General features: G+C 52.6%; 14 protein-coding genes. 6 read left to right on the top strand and 8 right to left on the bottom strand.

The features are described 5' to 3' along the window. Positions 1-13: 13 nt before the first annotated feature. Positions 14-1,837: a ribosome-dependent GTPase TypA gene (gene typA / locus EPG66_RS21310; protein WP_010258429.1), complete on the bottom strand. Its 1,824-nt coding sequence runs from the start codon at positions 1,835-1,837 to the stop codon at positions 14-16. A 438-nt stretch (positions 1,838-2,275) separates the two neighbouring features. Between typA and glnA the strand changes: the two genes are divergently transcribed. From glnA to glnG, 3 genes are all read left to right on the top strand, one after another. Next, positions 2,276-3,685 (top strand): glutamate--ammonia ligase, encoded by a 1,410-nt coding sequence (glnA, locus tag EPG66_RS21315; RefSeq protein ID WP_010258434.1) that lies wholly within the window; start codon positions 2,276-2,278, stop codon positions 3,683-3,685. A 139-nt stretch (positions 3,686-3,824) separates the two neighbouring features. After that, positions 3,825-4,874 (top strand): nitrogen regulation protein NR(II), encoded by a 1,050-nt coding sequence (gene glnL, locus EPG66_RS21320; protein WP_008926971.1) that lies wholly within the window; start codon positions 3,825-3,827, stop codon positions 4,872-4,874. A gap of 7 nt (positions 4,875-4,881) precedes the next feature. Then, complete coding sequence (gene glnG / locus EPG66_RS21325) at positions 4,882-6,291, top strand: nitrogen regulation protein NR(I) (RefSeq protein WP_010258440.1); 1,410 nt, start codon at positions 4,882-4,884, stop codon at positions 6,289-6,291. A gap of 41 nt (positions 6,292-6,332) precedes the next feature. Here glnG and hemN read toward each other — a convergent pair whose 3' ends face one another. Next, the gene (gene hemN, locus EPG66_RS21330; RefSeq protein ID WP_182688041.1) at positions 6,333-7,706 is read right to left on the bottom strand and encodes an oxygen-independent coproporphyrinogen III oxidase; all 1,374 of its coding nucleotides are present in this window, start codon (positions 7,704-7,706) and stop codon (positions 6,333-6,335) included. Between the two features lie 233 nt (positions 7,707-7,939). Further along, positions 7,940-8,464, bottom strand: a complete 525-nt coding sequence (gene yihI / locus EPG66_RS21335; RefSeq protein ID WP_031591925.1) for a Der GTPase-activating protein YihI — start codon at positions 8,462-8,464, stop codon at positions 7,940-7,942. A 551-nt stretch (positions 8,465-9,015) separates the two neighbouring features. Here yihI and yihA point away from each other — a divergent pair. Further along, positions 9,016-9,651, top strand: coding sequence for a ribosome biogenesis GTP-binding protein YihA/YsxC (gene yihA, locus EPG66_RS21340; RefSeq protein ID WP_010258448.1), 636 nt, complete (start codon positions 9,016-9,018; stop codon positions 9,649-9,651). 85 nt (positions 9,652-9,736) lie between these two features. On the opposite strand, the gene spfP is transcribed toward yihA, so the two are convergent. The 5 genes from spfP to EPG66_RS21360 form a co-directional block, all read right to left on the bottom strand. Then, entirely contained in the window at positions 9,737-9,784 is a 48-nt protein-coding gene (spfP, locus tag EPG66_RS23340) for a small protein SpfP (RefSeq protein ID WP_071892919.1), read from the bottom strand. Positions 9,785-10,068: 284 nt separating this feature from the next. Next, positions 10,069-12,855, bottom strand: coding sequence for a DNA polymerase I (gene polA, locus EPG66_RS21345; protein ID WP_083070691.1), 2,787 nt, complete (start codon positions 12,853-12,855; stop codon positions 10,069-10,071). 377 nt (positions 12,856-13,232) lie between these two features. After that, on the bottom strand, positions 13,233-13,862 hold the full coding sequence (dsbA, locus tag EPG66_RS21350; RefSeq protein WP_010672112.1) for a thiol:disulfide interchange protein DsbA: 630 nt from the start codon (positions 13,860-13,862) through the stop codon (positions 13,233-13,235). Positions 13,863-13,888: 26 nt separating this feature from the next. After that, positions 13,889-14,875: a serine/threonine protein kinase gene (locus tag EPG66_RS21355; protein WP_010258460.1), complete on the bottom strand. Its 987-nt coding sequence runs from the start codon at positions 14,873-14,875 to the stop codon at positions 13,889-13,891. A 45-nt stretch (positions 14,876-14,920) separates the two neighbouring features. Next, a complete protein-coding gene (locus EPG66_RS21360; protein ID WP_031591932.1) occupies positions 14,921-15,196 on the bottom strand; it encodes a YihD family protein in 276 nt (91 codons plus the stop codon). Between the two features lie 44 nt (positions 15,197-15,240). On the opposite strand from EPG66_RS21360, the gene mobA reads away from it, so the two are divergent. Together mobA and mobB are read left to right on the top strand one after the other, a co-directional pair. Then, positions 15,241-15,807 carry a molybdenum cofactor guanylyltransferase MobA gene (mobA, locus tag EPG66_RS21365; protein WP_083070689.1) on the top strand — a complete coding sequence of 189 codons (567 nt, stop codon included), beginning with the start codon at positions 15,241-15,243 and terminating at the stop codon, positions 15,805-15,807. 1 nt (position 15,808) lies between these two features. After that, a complete protein-coding gene (gene mobB / locus EPG66_RS21370; protein ID WP_182688043.1) occupies positions 15,809-16,315 on the top strand; it encodes a molybdopterin-guanine dinucleotide biosynthesis protein MobB in 507 nt (168 codons plus the stop codon). Positions 16,316-16,497: the final 182 nt, after the last annotated feature.

Below are 16,497 nucleotides of genomic sequence, written 5' to 3' on the forward strand. Positions count from 1 at the left end.
GCTAAAGGCGCAATTATGCGTCTTTAGGACCACGTGATGCACGTTTACGGTCGTTTTCAGTCAGGTGACGTTTACGGATACGCACTGACTGTGGTGTAACTTCAACCAGTTCGTCATCATCGATGAACTCGATCGCCTGCTCAAGGGTCATCTTGATTGGCGGAACCAGCGTCGTGGCTTCATCAGTACCTGAAGCACGCATGTTGGTCAGTTTCTTACCGGTCAGGCAGTTAACTGTCAGGTCGTTAGAACGGCTGTGAATACCGATGATCTGGCCTTCATAGACTTCTGCACCGTGACCCAGGAACAGCTTACCGCGGTCCTGCAGGCTGAACAGTGCAAACGCAACTGCTTTACCCTGACCGTTGGAGATCAGTACGCCGTTCTGACGCTGGCCCACTTCGCCCGCACGAATGTCATCGTAGTGGCTGAAGGTAGAGTAGAGCAGACCGGTACCGGAAGTCATGGTCATGAATTCGTTACGGAAGCCGATCAGGCCACGGCTTGGGATCACGTAGTCGAGACGTACGCGGCCTTTGCCATCCGGATCCATGTTTTTCAGATCGCCCTTACGCTCACCCATGGCTTGCATGACTGAACCCTGGTTATTCTCTTCGATATCCAGCGTAACGTTCTCGAATGGCTCTTGTTTACGGCCATCGATTTCGCGGAAGATAACTTTCGGACGGGATACCGCCAGTTCGAAACCTTCACGACGCATGTTTTCGATCAGAACTGACAGGTGAAGCTCACCACGACCTGATACGCGGAACGCGTCAGCATCTTCGGTTTCTTCAACGCGCAGTGCCACGTTGTGAACCAGTTCTTTGTTCAGACGCTCAAGGATCTGACGTGAAGTCACGTACTTACCTTCTTTACCGCAGAACGGTGAGGTGTTGACGTTAAAGAACATGGTAACTGTTGGCTCATCGACGCTCAGTGCTGGCAGCGCCTGCACGTTCTGTGGATCACAGATAGTGTCAGAGATGTTCAGCTCGCCCAGACCGGTGATAGCAATGATATCGCCCGCTTCTGCCAGGTCGCTGTCGATACGCTCAAGACCCAGGTGAGTCAGGACTTTACCGACTTTACCGTTACGGGTTTTGCCTTCGCTATCGATGATAGTGACTTGCTGGTTAGGCTTAACTTTACCGCGCTTGATACGGCCGATGCCGATCACGCCCAGGTAGTTGTTGTAGTCCAGCTGAGAGATTTGCATCTGCAGTGGGGCGTCAGCCTCAACCTGCGGAGGTGCAACGTGGTCGACGATCGCCTGATACAGCGGGGTCATATCGTCAGCCATGTCGGTGTGCTCAAGACCTGCAATACCATTCAGCGCAGAGGCGAAAATGATAGGGAAGTCGAGCTGCTCATCAGTAGCATCCAGGTTAACGAACAGGTCAAATACCTGATCAACAACCCAATCCGGACGCGCACCAGGGCGGTCTACTTTGTTGATAACCACAATCGGCTTCAGACCATGCGCGAACGCTTTTTTGGTCACGAAGCGGGTTTGCGGCATAGGGCCATCCATCGCATCTACAACCAGCAGCACCGAGTCCACCATGGACATGACGCGCTCAACTTCACCACCGAAGTCGGCGTGTCCCGGGGTATCAACGATGTTGATACGGTAGTCATTCCACTTAATGGCGGTGTTTTTTGCGAGGATGGTAATCCCACGCTCTTTCTCCAAATCATTGGAGTCCATCACGCGCTCTGTTGCTTCGGTACGGGCATCAAAAGTACCGGATTGTTGCAGCAGTTTGTCAACCAGGGTGGTCTTTCCATGGTCAACGTGCGCGATGATGGCGATGTTACGCAAATTTTCGATCACAGCTTTGCCTCAGGCATTAGAAATAGCGCGTTATTGTACACTGATTAAGCGGAAGACTGAACACGATCACACTTTTCACTGAAAGTTTATTGCATGGAGGCCAATTTGCCCTGTTACCGGTGCAGAAAATGCACTAAGTTGGTCTGATGCACCAAAACAGTGCTACCAGATGACCGTTAAGCACCACAGTGGTGCAATAAAACGATCATGGTGCAGCCGCTTTATGACAAAAAGGTGCACCACAAGGCGATTTAAGCAACATCAAAAAAGTTGGCACAGAATTCGCTTTATCTAAATCAAGCGTAAACGCCAGACAGATGTCGGTTGAAGAGCGTGCCGGAAGAGGTAGGTCAGGGAGTTGTTTTCCCGCAACGTATTCCGGAAACGACGTTTCCTCGCCATGTAGATAATGAAAGACCATTTCCAGGAGAGTTGAGTATGTCCGCTGAACACGTTCTCTCGATGATGAACGAGCATGAAGTTAAGTTTGTTGACCTGCGTTTTACCGATACCAAAGGTAAAGAACAGCACGTTACGATCCCTGCTCACCAGGTTAACGCTGACTTCTTCGAAGAAGGCAAAATGTTCGATGGTTCGTCTATTGGCGGCTGGAAAGGCATTAACGAATCAGACATGGTGCTGATGCCTGACGCCACCACGGCGGTCATGGATCCTTTCTTCGAAGATTCTACGCTGATCATCCGTTGTGACATCCTCGAGCCAGGCACCATGCAGGGCTACGACCGCGATCCACGATCTATCGCTAAGCGCGCTGAAGATTTCCTGCGCTCTTCCGGTATCGCTGATACCGTGCTGTTTGGACCAGAACCAGAATTCTTCCTGTTCGATGACATCCGTTTCGGCTCATCGACGTCCGGTTCACACGTTGCTATCGACGATATCGAAGCGGCATGGAACACCGGTAAAGAGTACGAAGGCGGTAACAAAGGTCACCGTCCAGGTCTGAAAGGCGGCTACTTCCCGGTTCCACCGGTTGACTCATCACAGGACATCCGTTCTGCCATGTGTCTGACCATGGAGCAGATGGGCCTGGTCGTTGAAGCGCATCACCACGAAGTGGCGACCGCGGGTCAGAACGAAGTGGCAACCCGCTTCAATACCATGACCAAAAAAGCGGACGAAATTCAGATCTACAAATATGTGGTTCACAACGTTGCGCACGCTTACGGCAAAACCGCGACCTTTATGCCGAAGCCTATGTTTGGCGACAACGGTTCAGGCATGCACTGCCATATGTCACTCTCCAAAGGTGGCCAGAACCTGTTTGCCGGCGATAAGTACGGCGGCCTGTCTGAAATGGCGCTGTTCTACATCGGCGGTATCATCAAGCACGCTAAAGCAATCAACGCCCTGGCGAACCCGACCACCAACTCTTACAAGCGTCTGGTCCCGGGTTACGAAGCACCGGTTATGCTGGCTTACTCTGCCCGTAACCGTTCAGCCTCAATCCGTATTCCGGTTGTTGCCAGCCCGAAAGCGCGTCGTATCGAAGCGCGCTTCCCGGATCCAGCGGCTAACCCATACCTGGCGTTCACCGCACTGCTGATGGCTGGCCTGGATGGCATCATCAACAAAATCCATCCTGGCGATGCGATGGACAAAAACCTGTATGACCTGCCACCGGAAGAAGAAGCTGAGATTCCAAAAGTTGCAGGCTCTCTGGAAGAAGCGCTGAATGCACTGAACGAAGACCGCGAGTTCCTGACCCGCGGCGGTGTATTCACTGACGAATCGATCGATGCTTACATCGAACTGCGTAAAGCAGAGATGGATCGCGTTCGCATGACGCCACACCCGGTTGAGTTCGAGCTCTACTACAGCGTTTAACTGGTCAGACGTTTTTTGTTGCCGTGGAAACTTTTAGCCCATCTTCGGATGGGCTTTTTTCTCCGCGAATTCACCGTTCATTCGCCCTCTTTTCGGCTTAAAGACTAAAATGCACCTCTTTAGTGCAGAGGAACGTTGTATGGCAACTGGCTCGCTGCCCGATGCAGGGCAGATTCTCAACGCGTTAATCAACAGTATTTTGTTGGTGGATAACGATCTGGTTATTCATTACGCCAACCCGGCGGCGCAGCAATTACTGGCGCAAAGCTCACGCAAATTGTTCGGCACGCCGTTACCGGAATTAACCGGCTACTTTTCGCTGAATATCGAGGTGATGCGCGAGAGTCTTGAGGCTGGCCAGGGATTTACTGACAGTGAGGTCACGCTGGTGGTAGATGGTCGCGCACACATTATGTCGCTGACTGCCCAGCGGTTACCCGATGGCTTAATCCTGATGGAAATGGCGCCGATGGATAATCAGCGTCGTCTCAGTCAGGAGCAGTTACAGCATGCCCAGCAGGTGGCCGCTCGCGATCTGGTTCGCGGCCTGGCCCATGAGATTAAAAATCCGCTGGGAGGATTACGCGGCGCGGCACAGCTTTTATCCCGCGCCCTGCCCGATCCCTCGCTGAATGAATATACCAAAGTCATTATTGAACAGGCCGATCGGTTGCGGAATCTGGTTGATCGTCTGCTGGGGCCGCAGCAGCCGGGCATGCACATCACGCAGAGCATTCATCAGGTGGCCGAACGGGTGGTCAATCTGGTGTCGATGGAGCTGCCGGAGAATGTCTCGCTGGTACGGGATTATGATCCCAGCCTGCCGGAACTGCCGCACGATCCCGATCAGATTGAACAGGTGCTGCTTAACGTGGTGCGCAATGCGCTTCAGGCGCTGGGCGACGATGGCGGCACCATTATTATCCGCACCCGCACGGCTTTCCAGCTGACGCTGCACGGCACGCGTTATCGCCTGGTGGCACGTATTGATATTGAAGATGATGGCCCCGGCATTCCGGCCCAGCTGCAGGATACGCTGTTTTATCCGATGGTCAGCGGACGCGAAGGCGGTACCGGTTTAGGCCTCTCCATCGCCCGTAGCCTGATTGATCAACATTCAGGAAAAATAGAATTTAACAGTTGGCCGGGACACACCGAATTCTCGGTTTACCTGCCTATTCGCCAGTGAGGTTTCTATGCAACGAGGGATAGTCTGGATCGTCGATGACGATAGCTCCATCCGCTGGGTGCTTGAACGCGCGCTCACTGGAGCCGGTTTGAGCTGTGCGACTTTTGACAGCGCAAGCGAGGTGCTGGATGCCCTCTCAACCAAGACCCCGGACGTTTTACTGTCAGACATTCGCATGCCCGGTATGGATGGCCTGGCGCTGCTGAAACAGATTAAACAGCGTCATCCGATGCTTCCGGTCATCATAATGACGGCGCATTCAGATCTGGACGCTGCCGTCAGCGCCTATCAGCAGGGTGCCTTTGATTACCTGCCTAAGCCGTTTGATATCGATGAAGCGGTTGCGCTGGTCGAGCGTGCTATCAGCCACTATCAGGAGCAGCAGCAGCCACGTAATCAGCCGGTCAGCGGACCCACCACCGATATCATCGGTGAAGCGCCCGCGATGCAGGATGTGTTCCGCATCATCGGGCGATTATCGCGCTCGTCGATCAGTGTGCTGATCAACGGCGAGTCCGGTACCGGTAAAGAGCTGGTGGCCCATGCGCTGCATCGCCACAGCCCGCGCACCAAAGCGCCCTTTATCGCGCTCAACATGGCGGCGATCCCCAAAGATTTAATTGAATCAGAACTGTTTGGTCACGAAAAAGGCGCCTTTACCGGGGCGAACCAGATCCGTCAGGGCCGTTTTGAGCAGGCGGATGGCGGCACGCTGTTTCTGGATGAGATCGGTGATATGCCGCTGGATGTGCAGACCCGTCTGCTGCGCGTGCTGGCCGATGGCCAGTTCTATCGCGTTGGTGGCTATGCGCCGGTCAAAGTGGATGTGCGTATTATCGCGGCGACCCACCAGAATCTGGAATTACGTGTACAGGAAGGCAAGTTCCGTGAGGATCTGTTTCACCGCCTGAATGTGATTCGTGTGCATCTGCCGCCGCTGCGTGAGCGTCGTGAGGATATCCCGCGTCTGGCGCGTTATTTCCTGCAGGTGGCGGCGCGTGAGCTGGGTGTGGAAGCGAAGATTCTGCATCCGGAAACCGAGACAGCGTTAACCCGACTGCACTGGTCAGGAAACGTGCGTCAGCTGGAGAACACCTGTCGCTGGCTGACCGTGATGGCTGCGGGTCAGGAAGTCCTGATTCAGGACCTGCCCGGAGAACTGTTTGAATCCAGTACGCCGGAGAATCCGGTGCAGTCGCTGCCTGACAGCTGGGCAACGCTGCTGGCACAGTGGGCCGATCGCGCTCTGCGTTCCGGTCATCAGAATCTGCTGTCAGAAGCACAGCCGGAGATGGAGCGAACGCTGCTCACCACTGCGCTGCGTCATACGCAGGGCCACAAACAGGAAGCGGCACGTTTGCTGGGCTGGGGACGAAATACGCTGACGCGCAAGCTCAAAGAGCTGGGCATGGAATAAGCGGTTCAGTACGGGCTGGTGCAGTCTGCCAGCCCGTTTCTTCAGATAACGCGGGAGAACTGCTGCTGACGCGCTTTCTGACGCAGATAGCGATCAAAGCACATGCAGATATTGCGGATCAGTAACCGGCCAATCCCCGTCACCTCCAGCCCCGTAGCGGTTTGTTCCACCAGCCCATCAGCTATCAACGGTTTCAGCAGCGCCAGATCCTCAGCAAAATAGTCGCCAAAGCGAATGCCCCACAGTGCTTCTGTCGCGGCAAAATTCAGCGAGAAGTTACAAATCAGCGTTTTTATCACGTCACGACGCAGGCAATCATCGTCGGTTAAGGCGATGCCACGCCACAGGCCATTTCCCTGCTGTTCCACACAATTGTACCAGGTATTAAGGTCTTTCTGGTTCTGCGCATAACTGTCGCCAATCATGCTGATGGCAGAGACGCCAAGCCCCAGCAAATCGCTGTCGCCCTGCGTCGTATATCCCTGGAAATTGCGATGCAGCTGCCCTTTGCGCTGCGCGATGGCCAGTTCATCCTGCGGCTTCGCAAAGTGATCCATTCCAATGAACTGGTAGCCCTGCTGAGTCAGGGTTGCGATGGTCTGCTGTAAAATATCCAGCTTTTGCTGAGCCGATGGCAGTTCATTCTCTTTGATTTTACGCTGTGCCGCGAACATCGCCGGCAGATGCGCATAGTTAAAGACGCTAAGACGATCCGGGCTCAGCGCCAGTACACGCTCCAGCGTCCAGGCGAAGCTGGCGGGCGTCTGCAGGGGTAAACCATAGATCAGGTCAATGCTGGTCGAGCTGAACCCCTGTTCACGGGCACGCGCCATCAGACCGAAAATCACCTCTTCATCCTGTACCCGGTTAACCCGCTCCTGCACCGATTTGTTGAAGTCCTGCACCCCCATGCTCAGACGATTAAATCCCAGCGATCGCAGGTGATCAATCACATCCAGCTCAATTTCCCGGGGATCCACTTCGATCGACATTTCGGCATCATCGGCCACGCTGAAATGCTGCTTCAGTAAACCCACCAGCCGGGAAATCTGCGCATTGTCGAGGAAGGTTGGCGTGCCGCCGCCCCAGTGAAGCTGCGTTACCTGACGCTGACGAAACAGCGGCGCACGCTGAATAATCTCCTGCTCAAGCACATCCAGATAGCGGTCCGCTTTGTGGCGCTGACGCGTCACTACCTTATTGCAGCCGCAGAAGTAACAGAGACGATGGCAGAAGGGAATATGGACATAGAGCGACAGCGGACGATCAGGGTAACGCGCCACGGCACGCTGGAAGTCGTTTTCGGCGTACTGCTCGCTGAACTCCAGCGCAGTGGGATAGGAGGTGTAACGCGGGCCGGCATAATTGTACTTTTCAATTAACGCCTGATCCCACTCAATCTGCTGCGATGGCATGCTCACTCCTTCCGGGAACGTCGTCTGAGAGAAGGTCGCGAAGAAGAGGAGACAAAAGGTGAGCGGGATGAGACCCGACGTAAACGTTGCTTCAGACGCGACAGGCGTCGTAGTTTAAACAATAACCACAGCAGATAACATGTCGCCAGCAGCGCGAAAATTGATCCAGGCCAAAACATTGTCGTTTACCTGTTAAGCGCGGCATGCGGATAACGCATGCCGATCAAATTTGCTTAGTTGCCTTTCAGCAGACGGTACATATCTTCTTCAGCCTGCTCATCTTCGGCATCATCCATCACAATGCCTAACTGCTCCATCAGTTCGTCGATACGATCCAGCGAGGCATCCAGCCAGCCCTGATCTTCAGCCGACAGCGTTTCACCATTTTCCAGGCGATCCAGCAACGTATCCAGACGTTCGTCATTTTCCAGCTTCGCCAGCTCTTCTTCTGGTGTCAGACGCACTTTCTTCTCTGCTGCCGGTTTTTCTGCGCTTTTCTTTGGTTTAACGGCGGCGGTTTTTCCTTCAGCGATCAGGGCCACCGGTTTTTTACTCCCGATGCGCGGATCTTTCACGCTGTCCGCCTGACGTCCGCCATTGTTTTCGGACGCAGCCGGATTAGCACGGCTGCCAGATGCATGTCCGCGATGCTTTTTATCACGTTTGCGATCGCGTGCTTCATGGTTGATATCGTCACGCGATTTGCGTTTGGCTTTGACGGCAGGTTTGCCGTTAGCAGCTCGTGCAGGTTGCTTCATAGTATTCGGTCCCGGCTTTTTTTATTCAGTATAGAATTGCGGCGAAATCTAGCAGAAAGTAGACAAAGAAAAAAGGCGACAGCTCAAGCTGTCGCCTTATTTCATACCTTCATAAGAAGGAATCATGTTTTAAATCCTTTTCGGCTCGTAACATCCCGGTTAATCCCGCGCCTGCTCAACTCCTGAGCTATTCCTTATCCCTGTCTGGCCGCATCCCTGACCCTTTTCCATTCCATCGCTCATAACCCTCCTGGTATCCCTGAGCGCATCATCCTGATGTGTGCTGCCGTGCACTGCACACTAATGTAGACCAACTGGTAAAAGCCTCAAGTCAGTGTCAAAAATAGTTAGTTCAAAAAAAGAACGATTAACATTAAGGCATTGAATTATATATTTTTTTATTTTTAGTAATTAAAGTAAAAAGCGAAATAACCCGCACCGTTAATGGCAAATCTCTTACAAAGTTTGTTACCGAGATGCGATTGAGCACTTTCGCGTCATAACGCGTATAATCGCCCGCATTGCCTTAATGCGTTTTCTGGAGTGTCACCTTGTCTGAATTGAATTATCACGTTACCCACTTTGTCATGAGCGCGCCGGATATCCGCCATCTGCCTGCCGATACCGGAATTGAAGTGGCTTTCGCTGGCCGCTCGAACGCGGGAAAATCGAGTGCGCTGAATACGTTAACCAATCAGAAGGGTCTGGCGCGCACCAGTAAAACGCCGGGACGTACGCAGCTGATTAACCTGTTTGAAGTGAAAGAAGGTAAGCGTCTGGTCGACCTGCCCGGTTACGGTTATGCCGAAGTCCCGGAAGAGATGAAGCTGAAGTGGCAGCGCGCGTTAGGTGAATACCTGCAAAAACGTCAGGCGCTGAAAGGACTGGTTATCCTGATGGATATCCGCCATCCGCTGAAAGATCTCGACCGGCAGATGATTCAGTGGTCAGTGGAAAGTGGCATTCCGGTGCTGTTGCTTCTCACTAAAGCAGACAAACTGGCCTCAGGTGCCCGTAAAGCGCAGCTCAATGTCGTGCGTGAAGCCGCACTCGAATTTGTTGGTGATGTGCAGGTAGAGCTCTTCTCATCGCTGAAGAAAATCGGCGTGGATAAGGTTCGTCAGAAGCTGGACAGCTGGTTTAATACGCTTGAACCGGCGGTTGAAGATCAGGACGCGGAAGAGTGAGTGGAAACCCTGTGCCGGTGACGCTGACGGTACAAAAAGCCCAATAAAAAACGCCCCAGTCACAGAATGACTGGGGCGGCTAAATTCAGCCAAATCCGATTACGTGAAGTAAAAGGTCTGAAAGATAGAACATCTTACCTCTGTACCCTACGCGACGAACTTTACCTGATTTTCTGTGCGTGACAAAGGCTTTTTTGTTGCTTACTTACATCAAACAGGACTTTTTTTACCATGCACGTCACAAAAATAGCGTTGTGATGTAGTTTAATGACGAAAAAAGTGTTTAGGCGATAAGCAGTTAGAAAAGCGCTTTCTCTCCGTGCCAGCGTTGACCGCGCTAAACCGGGCAACTAAACGATTTTCTTATACCTGATTCAGGGCCGATTCTGTTCTTCAGAACCGACCACACGCATCGAATCAGTGGGCTTCATCCCAGTTGTCACCCACACCGACCTCAACCAGTAAAGGTACGTCGAGCTGTACGCTACCTTCCATTAGCGCACGGATTTTCTGGCTCGCCTCTTCAACCGCCTCGGCTTTGACTTCGAACACCAATTCATCGTGAACCTGCATGATCATTCTGACGGCATTGTCGTTTTGCTGTTCCAGCCAGTTATCCACGGCAATCATTGCCCGCTTGATGATATCCGCTGCCGTTCCCTGCATCGGCGCATTGATCGCGGCACGTTCTGCGGCTTTCCGGCGAATGGCATTACCGGATTTAATATCGGGCAGCCACAGCCGACGGCCTTCCAGCGTTTCGACATAGCCTTTACTCGCCGCCAGCTGGCGTGTGTTCTCCATATAGCGCAGGACGCCCGGATAGCGTTCAAAGTAGAGATCCATATACTTTTTCGCTTCACCCGCACCGATATTCAGCTGACGCGACAGACCAAAGGCGCTCATGCCATAAATCAGACCAAAGTTGATCGCTTTGGCGCTGCGACGCTGTTCGCCGCTGACCTTATCCAGCGCCACGCCAAACACTTCGGATGCCGTCGCGCGGTGGATATCTTCGCCCTGGGCAAAAGCGTCCAGTAATCCTTTGTCCTGAGAGAGATGCGCCATGATACGCAGTTCGATTTGTGAATAGTCTGCCGCCACAATGCGATGGCCTTTGGCCGCAACAAATGCCTGACGGATTCGGCGTCCTTCATCATTACGCACCGGAATGTTTTGCAGATTCGGATCGGCAGAGGATAAGCGTCCGGTTGCGGTGACGGCCTGATGATAAGAGGTATGTACCCTGCCACTGATCGGATTAATCATCAGCGGTAATTTATCCGTGTAAGTAGACTTAAGTTTGGATAAGCCGCGATGCTCCAGAATTACTTTGGGCAACGGATAATCAAGTGCCAGCTCGGCTAACACCTCTTCGCTGGTTGACGGCGCGCCGCCTGGTGTTTTCTTCGTGGGTTTGATGCCCTGTTTTTCAAACAGGATCACCTGAAGCTGCTTGGTGGATGAGAGGTTAAAGGGTTCCCCCGCCAGCTCATGCGCTTTTAACTCAAGCTCAGCCAGTCGGGCCGTCAGCTCTTTCGAGTGCTGCGCCAGAATAGACTGATCGATCAGCACACCGTTGCGCTCTATGCGGGAAATCACCGTCAGTAACGGCATCTCAATCTGTTCGAAGACTTTTTTCGGTCCCGCTTCTTTCTCCAGCTCTGGCCACATCTTCAGATGCAGTTGCAAAGTCACATCTGCATCTTCGGCAGCGTAATGGGATGCCTGCTCTAACGCGATTTGATTGAACGTCAGCTGATTTTTACCTTTACCGGCGATCTCCTGGAAGGTTACGGTTTTATGGTTAAGCCAGCGAGCGGCCAGGCTATCCATGTCATGTTTGCCCACCACGCTGTTGAGGATATAGGACTCAAGCATGGTGTCGAATTTGATACCGGCCAGCTCAATGTCGTAGTTCTTCAGTACGCCGCGATCGTATTTCAGGTTCTGGCCAACTTTCCAGGCGCTCTCATCTTCCAGCAGGGGCTTAAGCTGTGCCAGAACGGTGGCGCGATCCAGTTGATCAGGCGCATCAAGATAGTCATGGGCAACCGGCAGATAGGCGGCTTCACCGGGCGCCACCGCGAAGCTGATGCCGACGATGTTAGCGCTCAGGGTATCCAGCGCGTCGGTCTCCAGATCAAACGCAAAGACTTCGCTGTTTTTCAGTTTCTCCAGCCAGCTCTCAAAGAGATCCTGATCCAGAATGGTGACATAACCCTCGGTCGGTAACACGCTGCTGGTTTCAGCCACCGGGGCCGGTTCATCAGCCAGCGCTTTTTGCGCCTGCGTAGTGCTCTTTTTGCCCTGCAGCCATTTACCGTCCTGCAGGTCACTCAGCCAGCGTTTGAACTCGTAACGACTGAACAGGGTCTGCAATGCCTCTGTATCGGGTTCAGTGACTGTGAGCTCTTCACAGGGCAGCGCCAGCTCAACGTCTGTCTTAATGGTCGCCAGCTGATAAGAGAGAAACGCCACATCACGATTCTGCTCAAGTTTGGTCGCCATGGTTTTGGCACCACGAAATCCGAGATCGGCCACTTTGTCCAGATTGTCATAGATCGTCTGCATGCTGCCCAGCCCCTGCAGCAACGCCTGTGCCGTTTTCTCACCGACGCCTGGCACGCCAGGAATGTTATCGGAGCTATCACCCATCATGGCAAGGAAATCGATGATCAATGCGGGTGGAACACCATATTTCTGCTCAACCTCTTCTGGTCCCAGAATGGTGTTGCTCATGGTGTTAATCAGCGTGATAGCGGGCGTGACCAGCTGCGCCATATCTTTGTCGCCGGTGCTGATCAGCACTGAGAGACCCTTTTTTTCCGCTTCCAGCGCCAGCGTACCGATGACATCATCAGCCTCGACGCCGCTCACAGCCAGCAACGGCAGCCCCATCGCCCGCACCATCTCATGCAGTGGCTCAATTTGTGCACGGAGCTCGTCAGGCATCGGGGGACGGTGAGATTTATAATGCTCAAACAGCTCGTCTCTGAAGGTTTTGCCTTTGGCATCGAACACCACAGCAACGTGACTCGGATTGTATTGCGCCAGCAGGCTTTTCAGCATGTTGAGCACGCCGTACATGGCGCCAGTGGGTTCACCTGCACTGTTGGTCAGCGGCGGAAACGCGTGATACGCGCGATAAAGATAGGATGAGCCATCGACCAGAATCAGGGGATTTTCTGCTATTTGCGCCATAAGTCTGTGTAGTCTTCGTTGCTATGAGTTGGGCTATAAGGATGCCACAACCAGGCAGAAATGGTGAACTAAGGCGTGCCACGTCTGGTGTTTTTCACGCTTTTGGGGACAGGATCGCAACGATCGTTCTGTGGATAACTTTGTGCGTAAAAATTATAACGCGCTGTTTTTCAGGAAAATAAATAATCGGCACCTGAATAAAGATCATAAATTTCATTGGCTTATTTAATTTCCGTGACCCGATCGCTATTTTTAATAGCGCGATCCCTTGTGTGGATATTAAATTTATGCCCTGGAGATGGATAAAAATTGGCCCGTTGTTCAAAGGCATAAAAAAAACGCCAGCAGAGCTGGCGTTTAACGGGGTGTGAGGCTGATTACTTCTGGCTTACCAGGAATTTAACCACGTTCGCATAGTCCGCGACGAAATTATCCATAGAGCTGGTATCCAGACCGCCGTTGTTAACCATGTATTTGCCATTCACGAAAATAGCAGGCACACCACGCAGATCAACATCAGCAGCGGCTTTTTGCTGCTGCGCAACCAGCGCTTTTACGGCGAAGCTGTTCCAGGCAGCATCATAGTCAGCTGCGGAAATACCGGCCGCTTTGACAAAGGTCTCTTTCAGACTGGCAGGATCGGTGATGGTCTGCGTTTTCTGAATGCCATCGAAGATCGGTGCTGTCACTTTATCTTCAACGCCCAGCGCCATCGCGACAGCCCAGGCCTGGGTCACGACCGGCCCCAGCTCTCCACCGAGAAAATCGACGTGGTATTTCACCATCTTAGTGTCAGCAGGCAGATTCTTTTTCACCGCGTCATTGACGTGATAAATACGTTCAAACTGATAGCAGTGCGGGCAGAAGAAGGAGAAGAACTCCATCACCTGAGGTTCGCCGGCCACAGGTTTAGGCAGACTCACATATTGTTTACCTTCAGTGAACTGGGCAGCAGATGCGCTGAATGCCAGCACTAAACCCATCAGTGCAAACCAAATTTTTTTCATCGTGAAAAATTCTCCTGACTACGTCATTAATATTGCGGTGTCAGCTGCAGAGGAGGTTCCTGCAACAGCTTCTCCTGCTCGGTAAAGAGTGAAATTTGCCTGCGCCAGAAATCTTCATCTGTCATCCAGGGGAAAGCGCGCGGAAAAGCGGGATCCTGCCAGCGTCGGACAACCCAGGCCAGATAATAAACCATGCGCATGGCGCGTAAAGGTTCAATCAGTGACAATTCATTAATATCAAAATCACTGAACTCACTGTACGCCTCCAGCAGTATATCCCATTGAATTCGCTGTTCCTGACGATCGCCGCTGATCAGCATCCAGAGATCCTGCACAGCAGGGCCATTACGGGCATCATCCAAATCGACAAACAGCGGTCCGTCACGCCACAGGATATTACCCGGATGGCAGTCGCCATGTAATCGTAGCGGCTGCCACGTGGTGTGCCACTGTTGTTGCAGCGTGTTTCCCAGCTTATCGATAGCCTGTAGCAGTGCAACTTTAAGCGATGCAGGCACTAACAGAGAGTGCTCCAGCACCTGCCGGGGTTCATGCAGATATTCATCCAGACCGATGGCAGGCCGATGCCTGAACAGCGCTTTACGCCCGGTCTGATGAATGCGGCCCAGGAAGCGGCCTACCCACTCCATCTGATCTTCGTTGTCTGTCTCATATTGCCGTCCGCCCAGGCTGGGGAATACGGCAAAGAAGAAGCCAGCGTGACTGTGCAATGTCTCACCCTTTAACCGCAGCGGCGCCGCGATGGGCACTTCGTCAGCCAGCAGATCAAGTGCGTACTGATGTTCTTCAGCAATCTGTTCGGCACGCCAGCGCTGTGGGCGATAAAACTTCGCAACATAGCGGCGTTTTTCGTCGTCGCTGAATTGATAGACCCTGTTCTCATAGCTGTTCAGGGCTGTCAGACCCGATTCGACGCGAATTCCTGTTTCCCAGAGCGCATCAAGCAACACGTCGGGATTCAATGTCTGGAAATTAAATGCAGCGTCGCTCATCATGTTACCTGTAGTTGCCCTTGCAAATAGCAGCCAAGGATAACACTACTCGTCCTGTTTAATGACACCCCGTGCGCGGAGCAGTGCTGTTTTGAAATCAACTTCATAGTCTTTTTTCAGGCCTGGGATCTCATCATCGCTGGCTGAGTCACGCATCCTGAGATGGTAAATTAATACATCATCGGTTAATTCACTTAATGGGCCACGGAAACCAGATTCCTGAGCCAGTTTCTGCAAAAATGTGACCAGATTAAGATCTGGCTCTTTTTGCCAGGCGGGTTGCAGCAACTCGATTAACTCGTTTAAACGATGGCATTTCATTCAGATTTCTCCTTTCACAGTGCGTCATCAGCGAGGGCACAGTCATGACAATGTTAACCGGCATCATTCTGGCCGGTGGTCAGGGCCGCCGTATGGGTGGTCAGGACAAAGGGTTAGTACACCTGGATGGCAGGCCGCTTTATCAGCATGTCCTTGAACGGCTCAGGCCACAAGTCGACATTGTCATGATTAATGCGAATCGTAATATTGATCGCTATCAGTTAAGCGGATGCCGCGTGGTGCAGGACGTCTTTGAGGATTATCCCGGTCCGCTGGCCGGTATCTACAGTGGGTTGCTCGCCATCGATGGTGAATGGGCCGCTTTTTGCTCCTGTGATACGCCTGCAATACCTCTCAACTTCGTGGAAAAACTGGTCGATCAACGCGGTGAGGCGCCGGCAGTCTGGGTACGTTCACAGTCGCGCGATCATCCTACGCTGGCGCTGATTCATCGGGAAATGGCTGCACCTCTTTATGACTATCTTCAGGCTGGTGAACGACGTCTTATGCATTTTCTGCGCGACCACGGTGGCCATGCTGTCCGGATGGATGATGATGAGGCTGCCTTCCGCAATATCAATACGCCTGATGACCTGAACAACAGAGGCTGACATGTCATTACCTATACTTGCCATTGTGGGCTGGAGTGGAACCGGGAAAACGACGCTATTGCAGCAGGTGATACCGATTCTCGGCGCTAAAGGTATCCGCGCAGGATTGATTAAACATACCCATCATCAGATGGATGTGGATACGCCTGGCAAAGATAGCTATCTGCTCAGAAAAGCGGGTGCCAGTCAGGTAATAGTGGCCAGTTCAGAGCGATGGGCACTGATGTGTGAGACGCCGGAAAAGCAGTCGATTAATCTGCCTTATCTGCTCAGCCGCATGGATCACGCTACACTTGAGGTCGTGCTGGTCGAAGGCTTCAAAGATGAACCCGTACCTAAAATTGTTTTATGGCGTGCCGGGATCAAGGGTGGGATCGAGGAACTGCTTGATGAGCAGGTGATCGCTGTCGCCAGCGACCAGAAATTAACTCTGAACGTGCCAGTTCTGGATATAAATCGTCCGGACTGCGTTGCAGACTTCATTGCTGACTGGCTTGAGAAAGGCTGAAATGGATGTAGTGATGTAGTGATGTAGTGATGTAGTGATGTAGTGATGTAGTGATGTAGTTTTTCACGATCTGCAGACGTGAAAAAGCCCCGCACTACTGTGCGGGGCTTCTTCACTTGTTTAATGCCTGGCAGTTCCCTACTCTCGCATGGGGAGACCCCACACTACCATCGGCGCTACGG

It is taken from the genome of Pantoea pleuroti (assembly GCF_014156615.1).
GTDB classification, from domain to species: Bacteria; Pseudomonadota; Gammaproteobacteria; order Enterobacterales; family Enterobacteriaceae; genus Pantoea; species Pantoea agglomerans.